The 19,179-nt window shown below is 72.0% G+C and carries 16 protein-coding genes; 12 read left to right on the top strand and 4 right to left on the bottom strand.

All coding sequences use genetic code 11. The features are described 5' to 3' along the window. Positions 1–53 precede the first annotated feature (53 nt). From fdh to HD593_RS18335, 4 genes are all read left to right on the top strand, one after another. Positions 54–3,281: a formate dehydrogenase gene (gene fdh, locus HD593_RS18350; protein WP_185103307.1), complete on the top strand. Its 3,228-nt coding sequence runs from the start codon at positions 54–56 to the stop codon at positions 3,279–3,281. Further along, entirely contained in the window at positions 3,281–4,099 is an 819-nt protein-coding gene (locus HD593_RS18345; protein WP_185103306.1) for a 4Fe-4S dicluster domain-containing protein, read from the top strand. The genes fdh and HD593_RS18345 overlap by 1 nt, the downstream gene beginning before the upstream one ends. Further along, positions 4,096–5,097: an NrfD/PsrC family molybdoenzyme membrane anchor subunit gene (nrfD, locus tag HD593_RS18340; RefSeq protein ID WP_185103305.1), complete on the top strand. Its 1,002-nt coding sequence runs from the start codon at positions 4,096–4,098 to the stop codon at positions 5,095–5,097. Before HD593_RS18345 ends, nrfD begins: the two co-directional genes overlap by 4 nt. Before the next feature lie 134 nt (positions 5,098–5,231). Beyond that, positions 5,232–5,768, top strand: a complete 537-nt coding sequence (locus HD593_RS18335; RefSeq protein WP_185103304.1) for an NUDIX hydrolase family protein — start codon at positions 5,232–5,234, stop codon at positions 5,766–5,768. A 10-nt stretch (positions 5,769–5,778) separates the two neighbouring features. Here the strand turns inward: HD593_RS18335 and HD593_RS18330 are convergent, their stop codons facing one another. From HD593_RS18330 to HD593_RS18320, 3 genes are all read right to left on the bottom strand, one after another. Beyond that, positions 5,779–6,297 carry a peptidoglycan recognition protein family protein gene (locus tag HD593_RS18330; protein ID WP_185103303.1) on the bottom strand — a complete coding sequence of 173 codons (519 nt, stop codon included), beginning with the start codon at positions 6,295–6,297 and terminating at the stop codon, positions 5,779–5,781. A gap of 201 nt (positions 6,298–6,498) precedes the next feature. Further along, positions 6,499–8,151, bottom strand: a complete 1,653-nt coding sequence (locus tag HD593_RS18325; RefSeq protein ID WP_185103302.1) for an arylsulfatase — start codon at positions 8,149–8,151, stop codon at positions 6,499–6,501. A gap of 91 nt (positions 8,152–8,242) precedes the next feature. Beyond that, a complete protein-coding gene (locus HD593_RS18320) occupies positions 8,243–9,136 on the bottom strand; it encodes a sulfotransferase family protein (RefSeq protein ID WP_185103301.1) in 894 nt (297 codons plus the stop codon). A gap of 160 nt (positions 9,137–9,296) precedes the next feature. On the opposite strand from HD593_RS18320, the gene HD593_RS18315 reads away from it, so the two are divergent. After that, positions 9,297–10,157, top strand: a complete 861-nt coding sequence (locus tag HD593_RS18315) for a hypothetical protein (RefSeq protein WP_185103300.1) — start codon at positions 9,297–9,299, stop codon at positions 10,155–10,157. Positions 10,158–10,218: 61 nt separating this feature from the next. Here HD593_RS18315 and HD593_RS18310 read toward each other — a convergent pair whose 3' ends face one another. Further along, on the bottom strand, positions 10,219–11,100 hold the full coding sequence (locus HD593_RS18310; RefSeq protein ID WP_185103299.1) for a MurR/RpiR family transcriptional regulator: 882 nt from the start codon (positions 11,098–11,100) through the stop codon (positions 10,219–10,221). Between the two features lie 80 nt (positions 11,101–11,180). Here HD593_RS18310 and HD593_RS18305 point away from each other — a divergent pair, with 80 nt between their 5' ends. The 7 genes from HD593_RS18305 to HD593_RS18275 are packed head-to-tail and all read left to right on the top strand — an operon-like array spanning position 11,181 to position 19,175. Next, entirely contained in the window at positions 11,181–12,740 is a 1,560-nt protein-coding gene (locus HD593_RS18305; RefSeq protein WP_185103298.1) for an ABC transporter substrate-binding protein, read from the top strand. Further along, positions 12,737–13,702 (top strand): ABC transporter permease, encoded by a 966-nt coding sequence (locus HD593_RS18300; protein ID WP_185103297.1) that lies wholly within the window; start codon positions 12,737–12,739, stop codon positions 13,700–13,702. Before HD593_RS18305 ends, HD593_RS18300 begins: the two co-directional genes overlap by 4 nt. Further along, complete coding sequence (locus tag HD593_RS18295) at positions 13,699–14,517, top strand: ABC transporter permease (RefSeq protein WP_185103296.1); 819 nt, start codon at positions 13,699–13,701, stop codon at positions 14,515–14,517. The genes HD593_RS18300 and HD593_RS18295 overlap by 4 nt, the downstream gene beginning before the upstream one ends. After that, on the top strand, positions 14,514–15,413 hold the full coding sequence (gene murQ, locus HD593_RS18290; RefSeq protein WP_185103295.1) for an N-acetylmuramic acid 6-phosphate etherase: 900 nt from the start codon (positions 14,514–14,516) through the stop codon (positions 15,411–15,413). Before HD593_RS18295 ends, murQ begins: the two co-directional genes overlap by 4 nt. Then, the gene (locus tag HD593_RS18285) at positions 15,410–16,570 is read left to right on the top strand and encodes an anhydro-N-acetylmuramic acid kinase (RefSeq protein WP_185103294.1); all 1,161 of its coding nucleotides are present in this window, start codon (positions 15,410–15,412) and stop codon (positions 16,568–16,570) included. Before murQ ends, HD593_RS18285 begins: the two co-directional genes overlap by 4 nt. Further along, positions 16,567–17,586: a serine hydrolase domain-containing protein gene (locus HD593_RS18280; RefSeq protein ID WP_185103293.1), complete on the top strand. Its 1,020-nt coding sequence runs from the start codon at positions 16,567–16,569 to the stop codon at positions 17,584–17,586. The genes HD593_RS18285 and HD593_RS18280 overlap by 4 nt, the downstream gene beginning before the upstream one ends. Continuing rightward, positions 17,583–19,175, top strand: a complete 1,593-nt coding sequence (locus HD593_RS18275; protein ID WP_185103292.1) for an ABC transporter ATP-binding protein — start codon at positions 17,583–17,585, stop codon at positions 19,173–19,175. Before HD593_RS18280 ends, HD593_RS18275 begins: the two co-directional genes overlap by 4 nt. Positions 19,176–19,179: the final 4 nt, after the last annotated feature.

Below are 19,179 nucleotides of genomic sequence, written 5' to 3'. Positions count from 1 at the left end.
TTTCCCCCGGCCTGTCCAGGGCAGGACTCGGGCCGGGGACATCGGGGGGTGTCATGGAGTTCGGGTGGCCGCTGCTGCGGCAGCTCACGGGGGCGGACCGGACGGCGCGGGGCTCGGCGGCGAGGTCGGCGAAGACGGCCGGGCTGCGCGCGCGTACGGCCACGGCCGACCGCGTGGTGAAGTCGGTGTGCCCGTACTGCGCGGTGGGCTGCGCGCAGAACGTGTTCGTACGGGACGAGCAGGTCGTCCAGATCGAGGGCGACCCCGACTCCCCCATCAGCCGCGGCAGGCTGTGCCCCAAGGGCGCGGCCAGTCTCCAGCTCACCACCGACTCCCGCCGCCAGTACCAGGCGCTGCACCGGCCGCCCGGCGCGGCCGACTGGCAGGAGATCGACCTGGACACGGCGATGGACCTGATCGCCGACCGGATCATCGCGACCCGGCGCGAGACCTGGGAGCAGGAGCGCGACGGCCTGCGCACCGCCAGGACCATGGGCATCGCCAGCCTGGGCGGCGCCACGCTGGACAACGAGGAGAACTACCTCATCAAGAAGCTGCTGACGGCGCTGGGCGTGGTGCAGATCGAGAACCAGGCCCGCGTCTGCCACAGCTCGACCGTGGTGGGGCTCGGCACGTCGTTCGGGCGGGGCGGTGCGACCACGTTCATGCAGGACCTGCAGCACGCCGACTGCGTCGTCATCGAGGGCTCCAACTTCGCCGAGGCCCATCCCGTAGGCTTCCAGTGGGTGATGGAGGCCAAGGCGCGCGGCGCGGTGGTCATCCACGTGGACCCGCGCTTCACCCGCACCAGCGCGCTGGCCGACCTGCACGTGCCCATCCGCGCGGGCTCCGACGTGGCCTTCATCGGCGCGATCATCAACCACGTGCTGGAGAACGAGCTGTACTTCCACGAGTACGTGGTCAACTACACCAACGCGGCCACGATCCTGCGCGAGGACTACCGCGACGCCGAGGACCTGGACGGCCTGTTCTCCGGCTTCGACGCCGAGAGCCGCTCGTACGACGTGGACTCCTGGCAGTACGAGGGCATGACGACGGTCGCCGCCTCGGGCGACCGGGACCAGGAGTACGGCAAGCGGGCGGGCGGCTCCCCGCCGGGCCGCTCCGAGGTGCAGGGCGGCACCGGCGCGCCGCTGGACGGCCAGGCGCAGCGCGACGAGACGCTGCGCCACCCGCGCTGCGTGCTGCAGGTGCTGCGCCGCCACTACGCCCGCTACACCCCGGAGATGGTCGAGCGGGTGTGCGGGGTGCCACGGCACCTGTTCGAGGAGGTGTGCCGCCACCTGACGGAGAACTCGGGCCCGGACAGGACGGCCGAGTTCGTCTACGCGGTCGGCTGGACCCAGCACAGCGACGGCTCCCAGTTCATCCGGGCGGCCTGCATCCTGCAACTGCTGCTCGGCAACATCGGCCGTCCGGGCGGCGGGATCCAGGCGCTGCGCGGCCACGCCAGCATCCAGGGCTCCAGCGACATCCCGACGCTGTTCAACCTGCTGCCCGGCTACATCCCGATGCCGCACGCGCACGAGAACGAGCACCTGCGCGACTTCCTCCAGGCCGACGCGCCGCACCAGGGCTTCTGGGCCAACATGCCCGCCTACCTGATCAGCCTGCTCAAGGCGTGGTGGGGCGCTTCCGCGCAGCCGGACAACGACTACCGGTTCGGCTGGCTGCCGCGCCTGACGGGCTCGCACAGCACGTACGACACGGTGCTGGCGCAGCTCGACGGCACCTGCAAGGGCTACCTGCTGCTCGGCGAGAACCCGGCGGTCGGCTCGGCCAACACGAAGATGCAGCGCCTGGGCATGGCCAACCTCGACTGGCTGGTGGTGCGCGACCTCAACCTGATCGAGAGCGCGACCTGGTGGAAGGACGGCCCGGAGATCGAGACCGGCGAGCTGAAGACCGCCGACATCCGTACCGAGGTGTTCTTCCTTCCGGCGGCCTGCCACACCGAGAAGAGCGGCAGCTTCACCAACACCAACCGGCTGCTGCAGTGGCACCACCAGGCCGTCGAGCCGCGCGGCGACGCCCGCAGCGACCTGTGGTTCATGTACCACCTGGGCCGCATCATCCGCGATAAGCTGGCCGGCTCTCAGGACCCGGCCGACGCGCCCGTGCTCGACCTGACGTGGGACTACCCGGTGAGCGGCGAGACGGCCGAGCCGTCGGCGGAGGCGGTGCAGGCCGAGATCAACGGCTGGGACGCCGACGGCCGGCCGCTGTCCGGCTACCAGGAGCTGAAGGACGACGGCTCGACCGCCTGCGGCTGCTGGATCTACTGCGGCGTCCGCAAGGACGGCGTCAACCAGGCCGCCCGCCGCAAGCCGGCCGCCGAGCAGGACTGGATCGCCGCCGAGTGGGCGTGGGCGTGGCCGGCGAACCGGCGCATCCTCTACAACCGCGCCTCGGCCAGGCCCGACGGCAGCCCGTGGAGCGAGCGCAAGCGGCTGGTCTGGTGGGACGCGGAGGCGGGCACGTGGACCGGGCACGACGTGCCCGACTTCGAGACCGGCAAGAGCCCCGGCTACCGGCCGCCTCCCGGCGCGACGGGGGTGGCGGCGCTGTCGGGGACCGACCCGTTCATCATGCAGGCCGACGGCAAGGGCTGGCTGTTCGCGCCCGCCGGGGTGGTGGACGGGCCGCTGCCCACGCACTACGAGCCGCAGGACTCGCCGGTAGCCAACCCCCTGTACGGGCGGCAGCGCAACCCGGCGCGCAAGCTCTACCCGCACGAGCGGAACCGGTACCAGCCGAGCGGCGACGAGCCGGGGGCGTCGGTCTACCCGTACGTGGTGACGACGTACCGGCTGACCGAGCACTTCACGGCGGGCGGCATGAGCCGGTTCACGCCGTACCTGGCGGAGCTGCAGCCGGAGATGTTCTGCGAGGTCTCGCCCGCGCTGGCGGCGGAGCGGGGGCTGGTGCACGGCGACTGGGCGACGATCGTCACCGCGCGCAACGCCATCGAGGCCAGGGTGCTGGTCACCGACCGCATCCCGTCGCTGCACCTCGACGGGCGGACGCTGCACCAGATCGGGCTGCCGTTCCACTTCGGCCCGAACGGGCTGGCCAGGGGCGACGCGGCCAACGAGCTGTCGTCCATCTCGCTGGACCCGAACTCGCACATCCAGGAGGTCAAGGCCCTGTCGGCGGACATCCGCCCGGGCCGGCGGCCGCGCGGCCCGGCGCTGCCCGAGCTGGTGCGGTCCTACCAGCGGCGGGCCGGCGTGGACGCCGGCACGGGAATGGAGTCGTGATGGCCTTCGACCTGGAGGAGCGGCTCGGCGACAGCCGGGTGGGGTTCTTCACCGACACCAGCATCTGCATCGGCTGCAAGGCGTGCGAGGTGGCGTGCAAGGAGTGGAACCACGTCCCCGACGACGGCCTGACCTTCACCGGCTGGTCGTACGACAACACGATGAAGCTGAGCGCCGACACCTGGCGGCACGTGGCGTTCGTGGAGCAGCGGCAGCCCCTGGGGCGCCAGGAGCCCGGGGTCGGGGAGATGGACTTCCGCTGGCTGATGGCCTCCGACGTGTGCAAGCACTGCACGCACGCGGCCTGCCTGGACGTGTGCCCGACGGGGTCGCTGTTCCGCACCGAGTACGGCACGGTCGTGGTGCAGGAGGACATCTGCAACGGCTGCGGCTACTGCGTGCCCGCGTGCCCGTTCGGGGTGATCGGCAAGCGGGAGACGAGCGGCACGGCGGCCAAGTGCACGATGTGCTACGACCGGCTGGGCGCCGGCGAGGAGCCGGCCTGCGCCAAGACGTGCCCGACCGACTCCATCCAGTTCGGCGACCTGGACGAGCTGCGCGAGCGGGCCGAGCGGCGGCTGGAGCAGGTGCGCGCGGCCGGGGTGGGCTCCGCCCGCCTGTACGGGCACGACCCGGACGACGGCGTCGGCGGGATGGGCGCGTTCTTCCTGCTGCTGGACGAACCCGAGGTGTACGGCCTGCCGCCCGATCCGGTGGTGACGACCAGGGACCTGCCGTCGATGTGGCGGCACGTGGGAGTGGCGGCGGTGGCCCTGCTCGCCGGGGTGGCGGCGACGGCGTGGAGGCGGCAGCGATGAGCCAGACCGACGTGCGGATGGACGGCTCGCCCGGGCTGCGCGGCGAGCGCGAGGCCACGCCCGGCTCGGCGGGCCGCAGGCGCGAGCGGCTGATGGTGCCCAAGGCCACCTTCGACTCCTACTACGGGCGGCCGGTGCTGAACGAGCCGACCTGGCAGGCGCACGACATCGCGGGTTACCTGTTCCTGGGCGGCCTGGCGGGCGCGTCGTCCACGCTGGCCGCCGCCGCCGAGCTGACCGGCCGCCCGCGCCTGGCCAGGGCGGCCAAGGTGGGGGCGCTGGGCGCGCTGGGCGGCTCGCTCTACGCGCTGATCCACGACCTGGGCCGACCCGAGCGCTTCGTGAACATGTTGCGGGTGTTCAAGGTGACCTCGCCGATGAGCGTCGGCACGTGGATCCTCACCGTGTACGGCCCGCACGCCGGCGCCGCCGCGGCCAGCGACGTCACCGGGCTGTTCCCGGGCCTCGGCCGCGCCGCCACCGTGGGGGCGGGGATCGCGGGCCCGGCGGTGGCCACGTACACGGCGGCGCTGATCTGCGACACCGCCGTGCCGGTCTGGCACGAGGCGTACCGGGAGATGCCGTTCCTGTTCGCCGGGTCGGCGGCGGCGTCGGCGGGCGGGCTCGGCATGCTGGCCGCGCCGCTGTCGGAGGCGGGGCCGGCGCGGCGGGCGGCGGTGCTGGGCGCGGCGGTGGAGGTGGCGGCGGCGGCCCGGATGGAGCGGCGGCTGGGGCCGCTGGCGGAGCCGCTCAAGCGCAGCCGGCTGCTGCGGCTCGGTGAGGGGCTGTCGCTGGCCGGCGCGCTGGCCGGGGCGACCGTGGGCCGGCGCAGCAGGGTCGCGGCCGCCGTGGCGGGCGCCGCGCTGCTGGCCGGGTCGGCGTGCACCAGGTTCGGGATCTTCCGGGCAGGCATGGAGTCGGCCGGTGATCCCAAGCACACCGTCCAGCCGCAGCGCAGGCGGCTGGCGCAGGCGAGAGCGGAGAGTGATCTGACATGAAGCGCAAGATCGTGGAGTATCTGCCGTTCGTCGGCATCGTGCTGTTCATCTGCACGGCGTCCTGGGTGGCCGGGCGCACGCCTCCTGGCCGGTCTCTGGCACACCGCTGACCTCCCGCGCCGTACGATCAGCAGATGACCGAAAAGACCGAAACCACGCCTGCTTGGCTCGCACCGGAAGAACTGGAATCGGTGCGGGGCCGGATGCCGATCCTCTACATCGACGCGGTGCCGGTGCGCGTCGATGACACCGGCGTGGTCACCCGCGTCGGCCTGCTGCTTCGCATGTTGCCGGACGGCACGGTCAGCCGGGCGCTGGTCTCGGGGCGGGTGCTCCACCACGAGCGGATCCGCGACGCGCTGCTGCGGCACCTGGAGAAGGACCTCGGGCCCGTGGCGCTGCCGCGCATCCCCGTCTCCCCGCAGCCCTTCACCGTCGCCGAGTACTTTCCCACGCCCGGTGTCACGCCCTACCACGACCCGCGCCAGCATGCCGTCTCGCTGGCCTACATCGTGCCCGTCGCGGGTGACTGCCGGCCCCGGCAGGACGCGCTCGACCTGGTGTGGTTCACGCCGGAGGAGGCGGCCTCGCCGATGGTGCAGGAGGAGATGGCCGGCGGGCAGGGCGTGCTGCTGAGGCAGGCCCTGGCCCACGTCGGCCGCCTGCCCTGACGGCCGGGGGTCAGGGGCGTTCCGCGCCGTCGCGGAGCCAGCGGTAGAGGGGGTCGCCGGGGCAGGAGGTGTCGTAGCCGTCGCGGTGGCCCTTCACCTCGCGGCCCGCGTCGCCGTGCTCGCGGAGGTATTCGATGGCGTCGACCAGGGCGTTGAGCAGGTCGTCGTTCGGCTCCGTCAGGCCCGAGCTGCCGACCAGGGCGAGCACCGCGTAGTGGCCGGAGTTGAGGCCCGCGCCGTTGGCGGCCGGGAGTGCGTGGGGGCCGCGGCCCATGAACGTGCGCCGGTGAGGGCAGCACACCATGTTGTAGCCCAGGTCGATGTACTTCTCGCCGCGGCCCCCCGACATGTGCATGCGCTGGATGTCCTGGACCAGGTCGACGCAGCGGTCGTGGTTGCCGGAGTCGGCGAGGTCGGCGGGCACCTTGCCGCCGGTGTAGTGGATCTTGATGCCTTCGGTGGAGGACAGCCGGACGTAGTCGCTGGTCGGCTTCTTGGCGTGCCACTCCGCACGGGTGACCAGATTCATGGGTTCCTCTCCTCGCAGGAATGTGGTCGCTACCAGAGTGTCAACTTTCAGTAGCGGTGTCATCACTCTTTGTCACTAGAGTGAGGTGCCGTCGTGGTGACGGTTCCATGCGGGGCGGTGGTTGCCGCCGGGAGACAGGAGCCCAGGGACGTTCGGAGCGAGTGGGACAACGGGCAGTGGCGTGCGGGGGCACGCCACTGATCACTGGCTGGTCAGCGTGACCGGCGCCTCCCCGCCGAGGTGGACCCGGCGGAAGACGTGCGAGCGGCCGCCCGCCCGGAAGCCGGCCCTCGCCGTGATCCGCCCGGTGGACGGCGCGGGGAAGCCGACCGAGATGGCCATCCCGGGGTCCACGCGGGCGACGGTGTGCGCCCGCGTCCTGCGTTTGCCGTCGAGGCCCAGCTCGACCTGGGTCCAGGGCACGGCGGAGCCGTTGTGCAGGGTGACCACGACCTGCCCGCCGGTGAGCTCGGTACGCAGGCCGTACGGCATGCGCGGGTCCTCCCCGATCGAGCTGTCGAGCAGCTCCACCAGCTCCTGGGTGATCTGCGGCCTGGCGGCGGCGAGGTCGCGGCTCTCCCCCTGGTCCTTGGTCAGGTCGTACAGCTCGATGCGGCCCTCGGGCCCGGCACCGGCGATGTTCGGGGCGAACCTGACCAGCTTCCACCGGCCCCGGCGGATGGCCTGGGCCTTGCGCGGCCGGTTCCAGACGAGGTGGGTGTGCCTGGGCGCGTCCTCGCCGGTGAGCAGGCCACGGAAGGACAGGCCGTCGAGGTTGGCGGGGACGGGCGTCTCCGCCAGGTCGGCCAGCGTCGGCAGGAGGTCCCAGGACGCCACGGGCCGCCGCTCCACCCGCGGGCTCAGCCCCGGCGACCAGGCGATCAGCGGCACGCGGATGCCGCCCTCGTACACGTCGCGCTTGTCGGCCCTGAGGGGGCCGTTGGAGTCGAACAGCCAGGGCGTGACGCCCCGCTCCCTGTGCGGGCCGTTGTCGCTGGTGAACAGCACGAGGGTGTCCTTGGCCACGCCCTCGTCACGCAGGGCTCTGATCAGCGCGGCGACGTCGGTGTCGAGCCTGGCCACCTGGGCGGCGTGGCGGCGGTTCGGACCGCTCCACGGCTTGTCCTCGTACTCGCCGGCGTCGCCGGGGACGACGCTCGGCGAGTGCGGCAGCGTGCTGGCGAAGTAGAGCAGGAACGGCTGGTCGCCGCCCGCGCCGATGAACTCGACGGCCCGCTGCCTGAACAGGTGCGGCGCGTACTTGCTGCCGTCGAGCTGCACCTTCTGCCCGTTGTGCCACAGGTACTTGGGGAAGTACTGGTGCGCGTGCTTGTGCCCGATGTAGCCGAAGAACTCGTCGAAGCCGCGCATGTTGGGGTGCGAGGCCTGGCCGGCCTCCTCCGGGCCGAAGCCCCACTTGCCGATGCAGGCGGTCCGGTAGCCGGACAGCTGCAGCACCTCGGCGAAGGTGAGGTCGGCGTCGGTGAGCGAGTGCTGCGGCCCGCCCTCCGGGTTCTCCCGCACGGTGCTGTGCCCGGCGTGCAGGCCGGTGAGCAGCGAGCAGCGTGACGGCGCGCAGAGCGGCGCACCCGCGTACGCGGTCTTGAACTGCACGCCCTCGGCCGCCAGCCGGTCCAGGTTCGGGGTGCGGATCAGGCGCTGCCCGTTGCTGCCTATCTCCGCCCAGCCGAGGTCGTCGGCCAGGATGAGCAGGATGTTCGGCCGCCTGGGCAGGCTGCCACGACGTACGGTGGCCTCGGCCTGCGCGGGCAGTGCGGTGGACACTGCCCCGGGCAGGGCGAGGCCGGCGAAGGTACCGGCGAGTAAGGCTCGGCGCGAAGGCCCGTTGATCACGAAGGGCAACATATCGGAGCCTCGGGCGAATGGCGGGCAAATCGCAAGCGAACTCTGTCACAGAGTGGCAACCGAAACGGTGCGCCACCTGTCAGGCGAGATAGTCCCATGTCCGGCAGATGTCGTGCAGCTCTACGGGGATTTCGTCGGGTGTCGGCAGGGGCCGGCCGGCGACGACGGTGCCGGTGCGGATCTTGTCGCGCCAGTCGCCGATGCCCTTGACGAAGCCGCCGTGGTCCTTCTTGCCGTACTCCAGCATGATCTGCTCGAACTCCACGCCCAGGAACAGGCAGATCCGGCGGAGCTGGCCCTCGGGGTCGGCGGTCAGCTCCTCGTACCGCACGGTCAGCCCCTCCAGGTGGGTACGGGCCTCCTCCAGGTACTTCATGTAGTTGAGCGTGCGCGGCACGGCCTCGCTCATGGGCCGCTTGACCGGGTCGGCCTCGTGCCAGGACTGCACGATCGACATCGGGTGGCGCAGCAGGAAGATGAAGCGCGCGTCCGGCCAGCAGGTGGCGATGCGCCGCCAGACGAAGACGTTGCTGGGCGTCTTCTCGCACATGATCGTCTTGCCGCTGCGGGTCAGCTCGCGGTGCAGCAGCCGGTCCCACACCAGGTGCTCGAGGTCGCTGTGGGTGTGGCCGAGCAGCTCCATGGCCTGGCGTACGGGGTCGGTGCCCAGACCGATGGTCACCCGCCTGAAGTGCGTCTCGATCGGCGAGTGGATCCGGGAGTGGCTGTTGAGCATGACGCGCAGCAGCGTGGAGCCGGACCGTACGGACGACAGCAGGAAGGCCGGCTCGCGCAGCAGCCGGTCGTGCGCGGGGTCGGCGGGCGGGCGGACCTTGTCACCCGGCAGCCGCTGCAGCTCCAGCGGGACCTTGGGCGGCGGCGGTGGTTTGGGCGGCTCCTTCTGCAGTTTGCGCGACAGCGTGTATCCCGTCAGGCCCTCAAGGGTGGCGTTGGCCCGGTACCTCCAGTTCATGGGGCTACAAGCTAGGGCCGTCCAGTGAACCGCAGGTGAATCCGGCCTGTGAAGATGTTGCGAGGAAGACAGATCATCCGTGCACAAGGACGCAGAACAGAACAAAGTTCCGGCCCACCATGGAGCAGTCAAAGTTTCAAACACTCCATGAGGAGGAGTCATGAACACGCTCAAGCGTCGAGCCGTGCGTCTCTCGTTACTCGGCGGCCTGGCCGCCGCCGCGCTGGCCGCGCTCCCCGCGGCCGGTCACGCGACGGCGGCGGGCACCTCGTCCGCCTCGGTACGGGTGGTCAGCGGCGGCCTGCTGCAGCTCGACTACGTCGGCTCGGCCGACGCCAACAAGGTCCTGATCACGCTGGAATCGGGCACCAACGCGCTGCGGATCAGCGACTCGGTGGCCATCACGCCCGGCGCCGGCTGCGTCTCGGCCCCCGGTGACCCCACGACCGTGCGCTGTTCCGTCGGCATCACCAGGATCCTCGCCCGGCTGGGCGAGGGCGCCGACAGGTTCACCTCGCTCGTCCCGCTGCAGGGCTACGTCGAGGGCGACGGCGGCAACGACGTCTTCCGCCCGAGCCAGTCCAAGGGCACCGTGGGCGCCGCCACCAGCCGGATCATGTACTTCGGCGGCCTCGGCGACGACACCGCGGACTACCAGGGCGTGCCGGCCACCGGCCCCACCGGGACCGACGGCGTGCGGGTGAGCCTGGACTTCCGCTACAACGACGGGCGCGCGGCCGACGGCACCCGCCCCGCCGACGAGGACAACGTCCAGACCGAGAACGTCGTCGGCGGCTCGTTCGGCGACACGCTCACCGGCGACGACCTGAACAACCGGCTCACGGGCGGCAACGGCAGGGACTCGCTGACCGCGGGCCGCGGCAACGACGTGATCGACCTGCGCGACGACACCGGCGACCAGCTGTCGTTCTGCGGCGAGGGCACCGACGTGGCCCTGATCGACGCGGGGGCGCGCGACAGGGTCGGCGCGGACTGCGAGACGGTCCAGAGCCCCAGCTAGCCAGCACGGCTGGTCGGCACGGCTGGTCGGCACGGCTGGTCGGCACGGCTGGTCGGCACGGCTAGGGGCGCTTGACGCGCCGGTCGTGCACCACCGCGTACGTGTTGCGCAGCGCCTCCATCGACGCGTCGTAGGAGGCCTGCGCGACACCCGTGAACAGGCAGTCCACCACCATGAGCTGGGCGATGCGGCTGCCCAGCGCGCCGGAGCGGAACCTGGTCTCCCGCGCGGCCGTCGTGAGCGTCACGTCGGCCGCGCCGGCCAGCGGCGACTCGCGGAAGTTCGTGATCGCCACGGTCGCGGCCCCGGCCTTGCGCGCGATGGCGAGGAACTCGACGGTGTCCACGGTGGCGCCGCTGTGCGAGACGGCCACCGCCACGCAGCCGGAGTCCAGCGTGGCCGCCGAGGTCCACGCCGAGTGGGAGTCGTGCCAGTTGATCGCGGTACGGCCGATGCGTGACAGCTTCTGCTGCAGGTCGAGCCCGACCAGCGCGCTCGCCCCTACGCCGAAGGTGTCGATCCGGCGCGCGGCCAGCAGCCGCGCCACCGCCTCGCCCAGCGCCTCCATGTCCAGCATGCGGGCCGTGTCGGCGATGGAGAGCGTCTCGTTCATCGCGACCTTGGAGACGATGCCCTCCAGGCTGTCGTTCCTGTCGATGTCGCCCGACACCTCCGGCAGGCTGGCGGCGGCCAGCTCCTCCCTGGCCACGGCCCTGGTCAGGTCGATGCGGAAGTGTTTGTAGTGGGCGTAGCCCATGCGCTGGTAGAAGCGCACCACGGAGGTCGTCGAGGTCTCGCAGCGGGCGGCCAGCTCGGCGATGGACAGGTTGGCGGCGGCGCCGGGATCGCCGACGAACAGCTCAGCGATGCGCCGCTCCGACGGCCGCAGGGCGGGCATGGCCGCGCGGATGCGGATCAGCAGCGTCTCGGCGTCCTCGGTCATCGTCACCCCGTCGCTGGAAAGAAAATACCCCGGTGGTAGGGTCTGCGTAATTTTATGACCTACTGCCCGAAGGAGACCACATGCCCCGTGGCGCCTTCTCCGCGGCCGGCCTCGCCGCCGCGTTGTCCCTCGCCCTCACCGCCTGTTCGTCCTCCTCCGGGCCGGCCGCCAGCAGCACCCCGGCCGGCGGCCAGGGCGGTCAGGCCGGCGGCACGCTCGTGGTCGGCGTGACCTCCGACCCCGACACGCTCTTCCCCTGGAAGGCCACCCAGTTCACGGCCGTCAACGTGCTGCAGAACCTGTACGGCACCCTCACCGAGTTCGACAAGGACCTGAACGTGGTCCCCGGCCTCGCCGAGTCCTGGGAGCCCTCGGACGACGGCAAGAAGCTGACGCTCAAGCTCCGGCAGGGCGTCACGTTCGCCGACGGCAGCACGTTCGACTCCAAGGACGTCAAGCACTCCCTCGACCAGATCATGGACGAGAAGACGGCGGCCGTGGCCCGGGCGTCGCTGGCGTCGGTGAAGTCCGTCGAGGCGCCCGACGCGAGCACGGTGGTGCTGGAGCTGACCGGCCCCGACGCCGCGCTGCCCGCTAACCTCGCCACGGTCAACATGGCCATGCTCTCCTCCGACGACACCGAGGAGAAGCTGAACGCCACGCCCAACGGCACGGGGCCGTTCACGCTGGGCAAGCGGGTGGCCAGCCAGTCGATCACGCTCACCAGGAACGACAAGTACTGGGGCGCGGAGAAGGCGAAGGCCGCCACCGTCGAGTTCCGGGTGATCCCCGACGAGTCGTCCATCGTGTCGGCCATGCAGTCGGGCAACGTGCAGCTCGCGGTCTTCAACGACCCGCTCGTCGCGCAGACCGCCGAGGGCGGCGGCACGATCACCGTGGCCAAGACGCCGCAGCTCAACTACCACGTGCTGCAGCTCAACGCGCAGCGCGGCGAGCTCAAGGACGTCAACGTGCGCCTGGCGATGCAGTGCGCGATCGACCGCAAGCAGGTGCTCGACACCGCCGCGCTCGGCGAGGGCGAGGTGACCGGGCCGATCACCGCCCCGCTGTTCAAGTCGGACCCGAACAAGCGCCCCTGCCCGAACCGCGACCTGGCCAAGGCCGCCGAATATCTCGGCAAGGCCGGCAAGTCCGGCGGCGTGACGGTCAAGACGATCGTCTCCCAGGGCGAGTACGCCACCTCCGTCAACGAGGCCCAGAACCTCAAGGCCCAGCTCGCCGAGGCGAAGATCAACCTGGAGCTGGAGGTGCTGGAGTCGGGCGCGTTCGTGGACCGCTGGGTGGCGGCCGACTTCGACGCGGCCGTCGCGCTCAACGGCGGGCGGCCCGACCCCGACGGCTCCTACGGCCGCTACTTCACCAGCGAGGGCAACCTGAACAAGGTCGCCGGCTACAGCTCCCCCGAGCTGGACGAGCTGTTCGCGCAGGGCAAGGCCACGACCGACCAGGCCGGGCGCAAGGCGATCTACGACAAGGTCGGCGAGCACCTGGAGGCCAACGCGGCCTGGATCTGGCTGTTCTCCGGCTACACCTACACCGCGACGACGGCGAACGTGACCGGCTTCGTGCCGATGGCCAGCGGTTCGCTGCAGTACCTGCGGACCACCTCGGTCGGATGAGGCTGCTGCGCAACCGGCCGCTGCGCCGCGTGGCGGAGACGATCGGCATCCTGTTCGGAGTGGCCGTGGTCGTCTTCGTCATGCTGCGCGCGCTGCCGGGCGACCAGATCACGGCCGGCCTGGGCACGGAGGCCGCCGCGCTCACCCCTGCCCAGCGGCAGGCCCTTGAGCAGTACTACGGGCTGGACCAGCCGCTGGTCACGCAGTTCTTCTCCTGGCTGGGCAACCTGTTCACCGGCAACTTCGGCTACTCGGCCCGATCCCAGCAGAGCGTGCTGGAGCTGACCCTGCACGCGCTGCCGGTGACGTTCGAGCTGGCCGTGCTGTCGATCGTGCTGGCGCTGCTGATCGGGGTGCCGCTCGGCATGCTGGCCGCCTCCCGGACGAACTCCGCCAGGGACGCCGCCGGCCAGGTCGTGAGCCTGGCGGGGCTGTCGATCCCGGCGTTCCTGCTGGCCACGACACTGCTGTCGATCTTCGCGGCGTCGTTCGGGTTCAACCCCAACGGGCAGGGCTTCGCCACGCTCTTCGAGGACCCGCTGCTCAATCTGCAGCAGATGTTGCTGCCCGCGCTGGTGCTGGGCTTCGGCATCGCGGCGCCGATCCTGCGCACCACCCGCACGGCGGTGCTGGAGGTGCGCTCGAACGACTTCGTGCGCACGGCCCGCGCCAAGGGCGTGCCGGAGCGGCGGCTCCAGGCGCGGCACGTGCTGGGCAACGCGCTCGTGCCGATCGCGACCATGACCGGGCTGCAGTTCGGCTACCTGCTGGGCGGGGCGGTCGTGGTCGAGCAGATCTTCTCCGTGCCGGGCATCGGGCGGCAGGTGCTGCTGGGCATCCAGCAGAAGGAGTACGCGGTGGTGCAGAGCACGGTGCTGGTGATCGCGCTGGCGTTCGTGCTGGTCAACCTGCTGACCGACCTGCTCTACCGGGTGATCGACCCGCGGGTGAGGGCGTCATGAGGCGCAGTCCGGCCGCGGTGTCGGGCATCGTCATCCTGGTGCTGCTGGCGGTCGTGGCGGTGCTGTCGTACCTGGGGCTGCTGCCGTACGACCCGATCGCGCAGCACCCGCCGTCCCGGTTCCAGGCGCCGTCGGGCGAGCACCTGTTCGGCACCGACCAGTTCGGGCGGGACGTGTTCTCCCGCGTGGCGTCCGGGGTGGGCAACTCGGCGCTGATCGCGGTGGTCGCGGTGGCGTTCGCGACCGTGGTGGGCACGCTCGGCGGGCTGGTGTCCGGCTTCTACCGCGGCCTGGCCGACGGCGCGATCGGCGGGGTGACGAACGTGCTGTTCGCGTTCCCGCCGCTACTGCTGGCGCTGTCGCTGGCCTCGGTGCTGGACCGCAACTGGTTCACGATCGCGGTGGCCATCGCCATCGTGTACGTGCCGATCTTCATCCGCGTCACGCGCGGCCCGGTGCTCTCCCTCAGGGAGATCGAGTACGTGAAGGCGGCCGTCTCCACCGGCCAGAGCCGCTGGCAGATCATGCTCCGCCACGTGCTGCCGAACATCACCTCGATCATCGTCGTCCAGGTGGCGCTGTCGCTGTCGTGGGCGGTGCTGACCGAGGCGTCGCTGAGCTTCCTGGGCCTGGGCACCCCGCCGCCGGCGCCGTCGCTCGGCTCGATGATCTTCGAGGCCCGCAGCCTGGTGTTCATCGCGCCGTGGACGCTGATCGCGCCGGGCGTGGTCGTCGTGCTGCTGGTGGTGGGGCTGAACCTGCTCGGCGACGGCCTGCGTGACACTCTCGACCCCCGGAACCGAGGTAGCCGGTGAATCTCTCAGAACTGACCACGGAATCGGCCGATCCGCGCTTCGCGGAGATCGACACGATGAGCGTGGGCGACCTGGCCGCGGCCATGAACGCGGCCGACACCACCGTGCCCGCCGCGGTGGCCGCGGCGCTGCCGAGCATCACGGCGGCGATCGAGGCCGCGGCCGCGCGCATGGAGGCCGGCGGCCGGCTCGTCTACGTCGGCGCGGGCACGCCCGGCCGGCTGGGCGTGCTGGACGCCTCCGAGTGCCCGCCGACGTTCTCCACGCCGCCCGAGCAGGTCTTCGCGATCATCGCCGGCGGCGAGAGCGCGATTGTGTCCCCCTGCGAGGGGGCCGAGGACGACGAGGAGGCCGGGGCCGCCGCGGTGGACGCCGCCCGGATCGGGCCGCTGGACACCGTGGTGGGCATCGCCTCCAGCGGGCGCACGCCGTACGTGCTGGCCGCCGTGCGGCGGGCCCGCGCGCTGGGCGCGCTGACCGTGGGGCTGTCGTGCAACGCGGGCACCCCGCTCAGCGCGGCGGCCGAGCACGCGATCGAGGTGCTCGTCGGGCCCGAGGTGATCAGCGGCTCGACCCGGCTCAAGGCGGGCACGGCGCAGAAGCTGGTGCTCAACATGTTCTCGACGATCGTGATGGTGCGGCTCGGCAAGACGTACGGCAACCTCATGGTCGATGTGAAGGCCAGCAACGGCAAGCTGCGCGAGCGGGCCGTGCGCATGGTGCGGACGATCACGGGGGCCGGGCGCGAGGAGGCGCTCGCGGCCCTGGACGCGAACGGGTTCAACGTCAAGCAGGCGGTCGTGGCCACGCGCTTCGACCTGCCGCCGCAGGACGCGGCGGCCCGGCTGGCCGCGGCCGGCGGGCGGCTGCGCGTGGCTCTGGGGGAGCTGTCATGAGGGTTCTCGGGATGATCTCCGGCACCTCGCACGACGGGATCGACGTGGCGATGGTGGACTTCGAGCTGGTCGGGAGCGTGCTCGAAGGCCGGGTGCGGCACACGGCGAGCACGCCGTACCCGGGTGAGCTGCGGTCGCGGCTGATCGCGGCGCTGCCGCCCGCGCCGGCGACGCTGGCGGAGGTGTGCGAGCTCGACACGCTCATCGGGCAGAGCTTCGCCGCCGCGGCCGCCTCGGCCATCGAGGCGGCCGGGCCCGCCGACCTGGTCGTCTCGCACGGCCAGACCGTCTACCACTGGGTGGAGGGCACGCACGCGCTCGGCACCCTGCAGATCGGGCAGCCCGCCTGGATCGCCGAGCGGACCGGCGCGCCCGTGCTGTCCGACGTGCGGATCAGGGACATCACGGCCGGCGGGCACGGAGCGCCGCTGGTGTCGGTGCTGGACGGGCTGCTGCTCGGCGCGTACGAGGGCGGCGCCGGCGCGCTCAACCTGGGCGGCATCGCGAACATGACCGTGGTCCGCGGCGACGCCCTGTACGCCTACGACCTCGGCCCGGCCAACGCGCTGATCGACGCCGTGGTGACGAGCAGGGGGCTGCATCCGCGCGGGTTCGACGAGGACGGCCGGATCGCCGCGTCAGGGCGGGTGGACGAGCGGCTGCTGGAGGTGCTGCTGGACGAGCCGTACTACCGGCTGCCCGCGCCCAAGAGCACGGGCAAGGAGCTGTTCCACCTCGCGTACGTGGAGTCCGCCCTGGCCAGGGCCGGGGTCACGATCGGTGACGCGGACCTCGTGGCCACGCTGACCGAGCTGACCGTGCGCACGGTCGCGCACGAGGTGCGGGCGGCCGGGGTGGGCACGCTGGTCGTCTCGGGCGGCGGCTGCCGCAACCCCGTCGTCATGGACGGGCTGCGGGCCGCGCTGCCCGGAGTGAGCGTGGCGCCCTCCGACGACTTCGGCGCGCCCGCCGACGACAAGGAGGCGATCGCGTTCGCGCTGATCGGCTGGCTCACCGCGCACGGCCTGCCCGGCACGGTGCCCGGCGGGACGGGCGCCGCGGGCGCCCGCATCCTGGGCACGCTGACCCCGGGCGCGGGACCGCTGGTCCTGCCCGCTCCCGTCACCGCCCCGCCCCGGGCGCTGAGGCTGGCATGAACGCACCGCCCGGCCTGATCAGAGCGGCCCGCACCCCCTGGTTCGACCTCGACGAGTGCACCGGCCACCGGGCCGTGCTGCCCGAGGGCGGGGCGCCGATGACCATGGACACCTACCACGACCTCGCCTCGGTGACCAAGGTCGTGGCCACCACCACGATGCTCATCCGCCTGGTGTCCGACCGGCTGGTGGACCTGGACGCGCCGCTGAGCGCGTACCTGCCGAAGTCGTACGAGGCGATCACCGTGCGCGACCTGCTGCTGCACCGCGGCGGCCTGTGGGAGTGGTGGCCGCTCTACATCCAGCCGCAGCTCCCCCCGCCCCGCTACCGGCCCGGCCGCGCCCGCCACTACTCCGACCTCGGGTTCATCCTGCTGGGCAGGATCGTCGCGCAGGTGACGGGGCTGCGCCTGGACCGGGCGCTGGCCGAGCTGGTCACCCGGCCGCTGGGCCTGACCTCCACCACGTACGCCCGCCCGGCGGGCTCGGAGGTGGCCATGAGCGCCCTGGACGACCGGGTCGAGATGACCATGCTCGACACCGGCCGCCCGTACCCGGTGCCCTACCGCAGCGGCGACTTCGCCCGCTGGCGCACCGGGCCGGTCGTCGGCGAGGTCGCCGACGGCAACGCCTTCCACGCCCTCGACGGCGTCGCGGGGCACGCGGGCCTGTTCTCCACGGTCCCCGACCTGCTGAAGTACGGCCTGGCCCTGGCCAGGTACGAGGAGTACGAGCACCTGTGGCGGCCGGAGGTCGTCCGTGAGTTCCTCGCCCCCGGCCCCGACCAGGAGCAGGCCCTGGGCTTCCGCAGGTACGCGCTGGAGCTGCCCGGCGAGACCGTCACCGTCCTCGGCCACCCGGGCTACGTGGGCTGCGCGGTCGGGTTCGTGCCCGGCCGCGACATCGCGCTGGCGCTGGCGAGCAACCGCCTGCTCGTCGAGGGCACGCCGACGCCCACCGGCGACCTCTGGACCGCCCTGCTGCAGGACATCGCACACCGAACGGGGACCGCATGAGCCCGCTTCTGGAGATCCGCGACCTCTCGGTCGCCTTCCGCACCCGCAAGCGGGACGTCACCGTCGTCAGGAACGTCTCGATGGAGATCCAGCCGGGCCAGACGGTCGCCGTGGTGGGCGAGTCCGGCTCCGGCAAGTCGACCACCGCCGCCGCGGTCAACCGGCTGCTGCCCGACAACGGCCGCATCACCGGCGGCCAGGTGCTGTTCGAGGGCCGCGACCTGGCCAGGGCGAGCCGCCGCGAGATGACCGCGATCCGCGGCGCCGGCATCGGCCTGGTGCCGCAGGACCCGATGTCGAACCTCAACCCGCTCATGCGCATCGGCGACCAGATCGCGGAGGCGCTGGACGTGCACGGGGTGGCCACCGGCAGGGCGGCGCGGGCCCGCGTCGTCGAGCTGCTGGACATGGTGGGAATCCCCGATCCGGAGCGGCGTACCGGCCAGTACCCGCACGAGTTCTCCGGCGGCATGCGGCAGCGGGCGCTGATCGCCATGGGGCTCGCCTGTCGGCCCCGGCTGCTCATCGCCGACGAGCCGACCTCGGCCCTGGACGTGACCGTGCAGCGGCGCATCCTCGACCAGCTCGGGCAGCTCACCGCCGAGATGGGCACGGCCGTCTTCCTCATCACGCACGACCTGGCGCTGGCGGCCGAGCGGGCGGACGTGGTGGCCGTCATGTACCAGGGCGAGATCGTCGAGACCGGGCCCGCCGCCGGGATCCTGTCCGACCCGGCGCACGAGTACACCAGGCGGCTGCTCCAGGCCGTGCCGAGCCTGTCGTCGGTACGCGTCAGCGAGCCGCCCCGGCGGGAGCCTGACCTGGTGGTGGTGGACGGGGTGCGCAAGGTGTTCCCGATCAGGGGCACCGGCGAGGAGTTCACCGCCGTGGACGGGGTGTCGTTCGCCATCCCGCGCGGCCGTACCGTCTCGATCGTGGGCGAGTCGGGCTCGGGCAAGTCGACGACCGCGAACCTGCTGCTCGGCCTGGACGCGCCGACCGCGGGCGGCATCCGCTTCGACGGCACGGACCTGACCGCGCTGGGCAGGAAGGACCTGTTCGCCTTCCGCCGCCGGGTCCAGCCGGTGTTCCAGAACCCGTACGCCTCGCTCGACCCCCGCTACACGGTGGAGAAGTCGATCAGCGAGCCGCTGCGCGTGCACGGCGTCGGCACCGCGGCCGAGCGCAGGAAGACGGCGGCCGAGCTGCTGGAGAAGGTGTCGCTGCCCGCGTCGCTGGCCGGGCGGCTGCCGCACGAGCTGTCCGGCGGCCAGCGCCAGCGGGTGGCCATCGCCCGCGCCCTGGCCCTGTCGCCGGAGCTGGTCGTGCTCGACGAGGCCGTCTCCGCGCTGGACGTGCTGGTGCAGGCGCAGATCCTGGAGCTGCTTGCCGGGCTGCAGCGGGAGCTGGGGCTCAGCTACCTGTTCATCAGCCACGACCTGGCCGTCGTACGGATGATCTCGCACGAGGTGCACGTCATGCGCGGCGGCCGGATCGTGGAGAGCGGCACCGCGCAGGAGATTTTCGACCATCCCTCCGACGACTACACCCGGGAGCTGCTCGCCGCCATCCCCGGCCGGTCACAGTAGAGAC

This window comes from Nonomuraea rubra, from assembly GCF_014207985.1.
GTDB lineage: Bacteria > Actinomycetota > Actinomycetes > Streptosporangiales > Streptosporangiaceae > Nonomuraea > Nonomuraea rubra.
This window is presented reverse-complemented; position numbering and strand designations above follow the sequence as displayed.

Coding starts and splice junctions, on each gene's coding strand:
- fdh (WP_185103307.1), top strand. CDS start 54: ATGGAGTTCGGGTGGCCGCTGCTGCGGCAGCTCACGGGGGCGGACCGG.
- HD593_RS18345 (WP_185103306.1), top strand. CDS start 3,281: ATGGCCTTCGACCTGGAGGAGCGGCTCGGCGACAGCCGGGTGGGGTTC.
- nrfD (WP_185103305.1), top strand. CDS start 4,096: ATGAGCCAGACCGACGTGCGGATGGACGGCTCGCCCGGGCTGCGCGGC.
- HD593_RS18335 (WP_185103304.1), top strand. CDS start 5,232: ATGACCGAAAAGACCGAAACCACGCCTGCTTGGCTCGCACCGGAAGAA.
- HD593_RS18330 (WP_185103303.1), bottom strand. CDS start 6,297: ATGAATCTGGTCACCCGTGCGGAGTGGCACGCCAAGAAGCCGACCAGC.
- HD593_RS18320 (WP_185103301.1), bottom strand. CDS start 9,136: ATGAACTGGAGGTACCGGGCCAACGCCACCCTTGAGGGCCTGACGGGA.
- HD593_RS18315 (WP_185103300.1), top strand. CDS start 9,297: ATGAACACGCTCAAGCGTCGAGCCGTGCGTCTCTCGTTACTCGGCGGC.
- HD593_RS18310 (WP_185103299.1), bottom strand. CDS start 11,100: ATGACCGAGGACGCCGAGACGCTGCTGATCCGCATCCGCGCGGCCATG.
- HD593_RS18305 (WP_185103298.1), top strand. CDS start 11,181: ATGCCCCGTGGCGCCTTCTCCGCGGCCGGCCTCGCCGCCGCGTTGTCC.
- HD593_RS18300 (WP_185103297.1), top strand. CDS start 12,737: ATGAGGCTGCTGCGCAACCGGCCGCTGCGCCGCGTGGCGGAGACGATC.
- HD593_RS18295 (WP_185103296.1), top strand. CDS start 13,699: ATGAGGCGCAGTCCGGCCGCGGTGTCGGGCATCGTCATCCTGGTGCTG.
- HD593_RS18285 (WP_185103294.1), top strand. CDS start 15,410: ATGAGGGTTCTCGGGATGATCTCCGGCACCTCGCACGACGGGATCGAC.
- HD593_RS18280 (WP_185103293.1), top strand. CDS start 16,567: ATGAACGCACCGCCCGGCCTGATCAGAGCGGCCCGCACCCCCTGGTTC.
- HD593_RS18275 (WP_185103292.1), top strand. CDS start 17,583: ATGAGCCCGCTTCTGGAGATCCGCGACCTCTCGGTCGCCTTCCGCACC.